Here is a 4,959-nt window from a genome sequence, read left to right as displayed (position 1 = left end):
TCGAAATTTGACCGGCAATCTCGTCATGCACTACGTCAACGGCCGCTGGTATTGGCTGCCGCCGCCACGCTAAGCCTTTCGGTAGGACGTCGATTCTTTTACCGCAGGATTTGGCAACCGATAAAGATTCTCTCCCTCTGGAGGAGACGGCATTTGCGCAGCAAGCAGACGCCAGAGTGCCGGTGCCGCGAAATTGTTGGCGACCTCCAACACGATCAACTTCGCCACTGATTCAAACGACGTCCCTTCGAAAGATGTCGGTCATTTTCTACCCTTATTTGCGTTGTCGCCCGCTTTCTTTGGAAACCCCATGAAAAACCGTTCCGCCAGCCTTGCCGATGTGCTCGGCGTCATCGTCTGTGTGGCCTTGGCTGCGTCGCTCGTTCCGCGAACGATTCTCAAGCAGCGTGTGCAAGCGCGTTCTTCGGCCTGTTCCAGCAACCTCAGGACGATCGGGCTCGCGTTTCACAACTACTATTCCGCCTACAAACGACTTCCCGCCGGTACCGGTGGAACCACTGGAAACGACGATCCGGCCAAGAGCAACCAAGGCTTGTTGGGACCGCTGGTCGGTGTCCTTCCGTTTTGTGAGCAGCAGAGACTTTGGGAGCAAGTAGCCAATCCTTATGAAAACAAGCGGACCGGAGTGGCATTCCCGCCGATGGGACCGATCCCCTTGTTCGATCCCGCGGCCTATGAACCTTGGGGACAGGGTCCCGACATTTATCGATGTCCCGAGGCGCATCCCGGCGATCAAGCCGAGTCAACCAAAGTGATCCGTTCACTGCAGCTTCCAATCACCGCGATGGGTGTGACCGCCAACTATGTTGCCAGTTACGGTGACGGAACGGTCCTGCAAGGCAAGGTGGTTCAAGGTCGGCCCGATGCGAATGAATCGCGGAGTCGGCGCGCCGCCAACCGCGGCGCGTTCATGACCAGCCAGCCACTGAAGTTCCGCGACTTTCTTGACGGATTGTCGAATACGATTCTTTATTCCGAAGTCGTGTCGAGTCAAAAACGCGATCCCGGGGTGAGCGAGATCATTCGCGACGTCCGCGGTTTAAGCAAAGCCCCGGCAGAATGCTTGCGTGCGGCAGAAGCAGACACAAAGCAATTTTGGGAGTTTGGACGGGGCAGCTGCTGGGCCGACGGCCGGCCAGTTTACACCGGGTTCCAAACCGTCCTCCCGCCGAATTCGCCCTCCTGCACCTCGGAACACGGGATAGACGAACCGATTGTTTCGGCGTCCAGTTTGCATGCTGACGGCGTTCACGTTTTGATCGGCGACGGATCGGTGATCTTTATCACCGACAACATTGACGCGGGAGACTCGGCCAAGGCCGGGGTGGGACTCGAGCCTGGCTACACGCCGCCTGGAATGCCCAGCCCGTACGGTTTGTGGGGCGCGCTGGGGACGACGGCATCCGCGGAGAGAATCGATGTGCAATTTCCGCAAGTGACTCCGAGGTCTCGATCCTCCAACCGTGCATCGATGCAAACGTCGGTCTGGACCGACAACAAGAGTGGCGCCCAACTGACGGCAGAATTCATCGAAATCGTAGACCAGAAAACGATTCGACTGAAACACGCTTCCGGGACGATCCACGAAGTGCCGCTGCACACGCTGATTCCATCGGACATTTATCGAGCGATCGAAATGGACGTCATGCAAAGGAACCCACCGGGAAACTGACCGGCGAGATAACGCGACGGCTTCCTCGGTCGGATCGGATAGAACCCCAATTGCCCTTTCAGGTTTCCTGACTCTGACGTTTTGCTATGTACCGGATTTTGCCGTATAGGCGAAGTCCTTCAGGCCCGGAGGGCCGGCAGAGTGGATGCCGGTGGCGTGAGCCACCGGAGATGATTTCAAGGAGTCTCTGAGGCCCAGCGGGCCGACACAGTTCCCCAGCTTTTAGCAATACCCGCAGCTCATGAGACCGATTGTGCCGGCCTTTCAGGCCTCCGTGATCGAGGTCTTTCCATTCCGGTGGCTAACGCCACCGGCAAGCATTGTGCCAGCCCTCCGGGCTTCATCGCGAACAAACATAGAAAACGTTAGAGTCAGCAGGTTTCGACATGGTCGGCCAAACGCTACTCGCCGATACCGATGTCCAATCCGTGTGCCTCGTACACCAGATCGGCTTCTCTGGCTTGGTGGTGTTTCAGGGAGGTGAGTAGCCAGGTGACCCGCTGGCGGATGTCGGCGTAGTCGATCGACTCGCCTTCGCCCTGCGATCGCAGATGTTCGATCGTGGCATCGCAGCGCCGCACCATCTCGTCAAATTCCTGTTGCAGCCGATCGACGCGGTGGTAGTACTTGCCGCCCGCCGTTTTTAATTCTGCAATCAAGCCGCCGGCAGATTCCCCGCGCTGGCTCGCTTCGCCGAGCGACGCGCGCAGCAAACTGAGGGCCTGTTGAACCGCGTCCTTCCAATCGTGCTCGCGTCCCGGTGCCGGGGCCGTCAAACACGCCTCGGTTCGATGGCTGGCCATCAGGATCCTGACCCGTTCGCTACGCCCCTCCTCTAGCGACGCTTCCTGCAACTCCGGCAGACGATGACGGATCGGTCGTTGTGTCCCGTTTGACTTGGACATGGAACTTTTCAGATTGGTGGGTGACGATGTTACGCTCAGGGCAAGTGCGAAGGGCATCCACTTCGTATCAACGAGTTCGCCAAGCAATTTTTGTGCCGAAGACGGATTCGCGTTCGGCCCCGAGGTTGACCGACAGACGCCAGCAAATCACGTCAAGTTGACTTCATCGACGGCGGCCGACATGACAAAATGTCCGATGAACTTGACACCACGCCAGGGCGTACCACGCCTTACCCGGCAGCGTCTGTGGCCCACCCGAGGATCTCGCCCCCAACATGACCGAACAACGAGCCTGGAAAATTCTGATTGTCGATGACGACGCGGACAGCCGCGCGTCGACGGCGGAGTGGCTCCAGCGGCGCGGCTACAACCCGGTGACGGTCGCCGACGGCGAGTCGGCGATGGAGATGATCGAAGAGGGTGTGGCGGTGGTCGTCACCGATCTGAAGATGCCCAAGACCGACGGACTGGCACTGTTGGATGTCGCCAAACGAAAAGCCCCACACGCCATTGTCATCGTCGTCTCCGGGGTCGAAAGCGTCGACGCGGCCGTCGCGGCACTCAAAGCGGGTGCCGACGACTTTTTGCCCAAACCCGTGAACTTGAACGAACTGACCGAGCGGATCGAATCGTCGCTGCGCCGCCGCGCGATGGCCGAACAGATCGCGGAACTCCAGTCCCAGCTGACCCGGCAACGTGGCCTGGACAACATGATCGGCACCAGCGCTTCGATCCGCGCCCTGTTCGAAAAAATCCGGCTCGTCGCGGACACGAAAAGCACGGTGTTGATCACGGGAGAAAGCGGCACCGGGAAGGAGCTGGTCGCTCGCTCGATCCACCGACTCAGCCGCCGCGCCGCCAATCCACTGATCGCGGTCAACTGTGCCGCGCTCCCGGAATCGCTCGTCGAGAGCGAACTGTTTGGCCACAAGAAGGGGGCGTTTACCGGCGCCACCGCCGACCGCAAGGGCCTGTTCGAAACGGCCGGCGGCGGGACCCTTTTCGTGGACGAGATCGGTGAACTGGACCTGTCGCTGCAAGCGAAATTTCTGCGGGCTCTGGAAAACCGGACGGTCATGCCGATCGGCGGATCCAAAGAGATCGACGTCGATGTCCGCCTGGTCGCCGCGACCAATCGCGAATTGCTCCAGCAGGTCCAGAACAAGGAATTCCGCGAGGACCTCTACTTTCGACTCAAAGTCGTCGAACTGGCGCTACCGCCGCTGCGGGAACGCAAAGACGACATCCCGCTGCTGATCCGCCACTTCATCGACCAAATCTCCACCGAGAACGAGCGACCGGTCAAAGACATTTCCACCGCGGCGCTCGAGGCGATGAAGGCCTACAAATGGCCCGGAAATGTCCGCGAACTGAGAAACACCCTCGAAGGCATCATTGTGTTGACGCTGGACGAAATCATCGATGAACAACACCTGCCGCCACACATCACCGGCGCCGAGTCCGCCCAAGCGATCATCCAACCCGGAATGACGCTTGCCGAGATCGAGCGCGAAGCGATCCGCCGGACGCTCGAACACACCAGCGGCCACCGGACAAGAGCCGCAGAACTGTTGGGCATTAGCGTCCGCACGCTGCAACGTAAATTAAAAGAGTTCGACTTGGAATCCAATCGGTAGCAAACGCCGCCAAAACGAAACGCTCGGGAGTTTGTCGATCGATTCAGAAGACCCGCACGATGGGCATTCCATCAGCATGCCGTTGGCGAGGTCCGCAACCGCAAATCGAAGGGTTGACGACGCACCGGCGTGGCGTTTCACCCGATCGGAACGTCAATGTTTTTGAAAGAACGCCATGTAGGTCACCAGAGCGACCAGACCGAGCGAAGCGAACGCGCCGGCGGACAGCAGCGCCAAGGAAAGAAGATTCTCAGGCATTTCAGGCATGGGAAAGCTCCATCGGGTGTTCGGACTCGCGGCGCAACGCGTCACCCCAGACAAACGCATGCGCGCCGAATTTCTCAAACAAGACTTCGATCGCCGCGTCTCGCCGCGACGTATCGCTAAACACGATCTGTCTTCCGATCATGGATCCGCCGAGTTGAGCCACACAGCGGGCGACATCCAATTCGTCATAACGCGACGGATCGATGCCCACCAGTTCCAAGATTCCAGGCAAACCATTCACGATTGATTCTCCTCCAACTGACGAACGCGGATGGGTGAGAGTCGAATGACAGCGGTGGCTGGAAACTTGCAACCGGCGTGCCAGCGCCGCGGATCGCGCCCCATACCGCTCAATCCACAGGCCGTTGCCGCCAAACGGCTGATCGTCAAATGACATCAGCCGGTTCGCGCCAGCGCGAGCGACGTCTCCATTGATGATTCCCCATCAACCGACCGT

The 4,959-nt window shown here is 59.2% G+C and carries 4 protein-coding genes; 2 read left to right on the top strand and 2 right to left on the bottom strand.

What is annotated here, in order from left to right:
* Nucleotides 1–310 precede the first annotated feature (310 nt).
* The gene (locus ABX749_RS21650) at nt 311–1,693 is read left to right on the top strand and encodes a DUF1559 domain-containing protein (protein ID WP_372897813.1); all 1,383 of its coding nucleotides are present in this window, start codon (nt 311–313) and stop codon (nt 1,691–1,693) included.
* 401 nt (nt 1,694–2,094) lie between these two features.
* Here ABX749_RS21650 and ABX749_RS21645 read toward each other — a convergent pair whose 3' ends face one another.
* Nucleotides 2,095–2,598, bottom strand: coding sequence for a hypothetical protein (locus ABX749_RS21645; protein WP_372897812.1), 504 nt, complete (start codon nt 2,596–2,598; stop codon nt 2,095–2,097).
* Between the two features lie 275 nt (nt 2,599–2,873).
* On the opposite strand from ABX749_RS21645, the gene ABX749_RS21640 reads away from it, so the two are divergent.
* The gene (locus tag ABX749_RS21640; protein WP_372897811.1) at nt 2,874–4,235 is read left to right on the top strand and encodes a sigma-54-dependent transcriptional regulator; all 1,362 of its coding nucleotides are present in this window, start codon (nt 2,874–2,876) and stop codon (nt 4,233–4,235) included.
* A gap of 259 nt (nt 4,236–4,494) precedes the next feature.
* Here the strand turns inward: ABX749_RS21640 and ABX749_RS21635 are convergent, their stop codons facing one another.
* The gene (locus ABX749_RS21635) at nt 4,495–4,743 is read right to left on the bottom strand and encodes a hypothetical protein (protein WP_372897810.1); all 249 of its coding nucleotides are present in this window, start codon (nt 4,741–4,743) and stop codon (nt 4,495–4,497) included.
* Nucleotides 4,744–4,959: the final 216 nt, after the last annotated feature.

The organism is Stieleria sp. (assembly GCF_041595215.1).
Taxonomy (GTDB): Bacteria; Planctomycetota; Planctomycetia; order Pirellulales; family Pirellulaceae; genus Stieleria; species Stieleria magnilauensis.
This window is presented reverse-complemented; position numbering and strand designations above follow the sequence as displayed.

What these genes read in the sequence shown, in the direction of transcription:
- ABX749_RS21650 (WP_372897813.1), top strand. Translation starts at nt 311, where the DNA reads ATGAAAAACCGTTCCGCCAGCCTTGCCGATGTGCTCGGCGTCATCGTC.
- ABX749_RS21645 (WP_372897812.1), bottom strand. Translation starts at nt 2,598, where the DNA reads ATGTCCAAGTCAAACGGGACACAACGACCGATCCGTCATCGTCTGCCG.
- ABX749_RS21640 (WP_372897811.1), top strand. Translation starts at nt 2,874, where the DNA reads ATGACCGAACAACGAGCCTGGAAAATTCTGATTGTCGATGACGACGCG.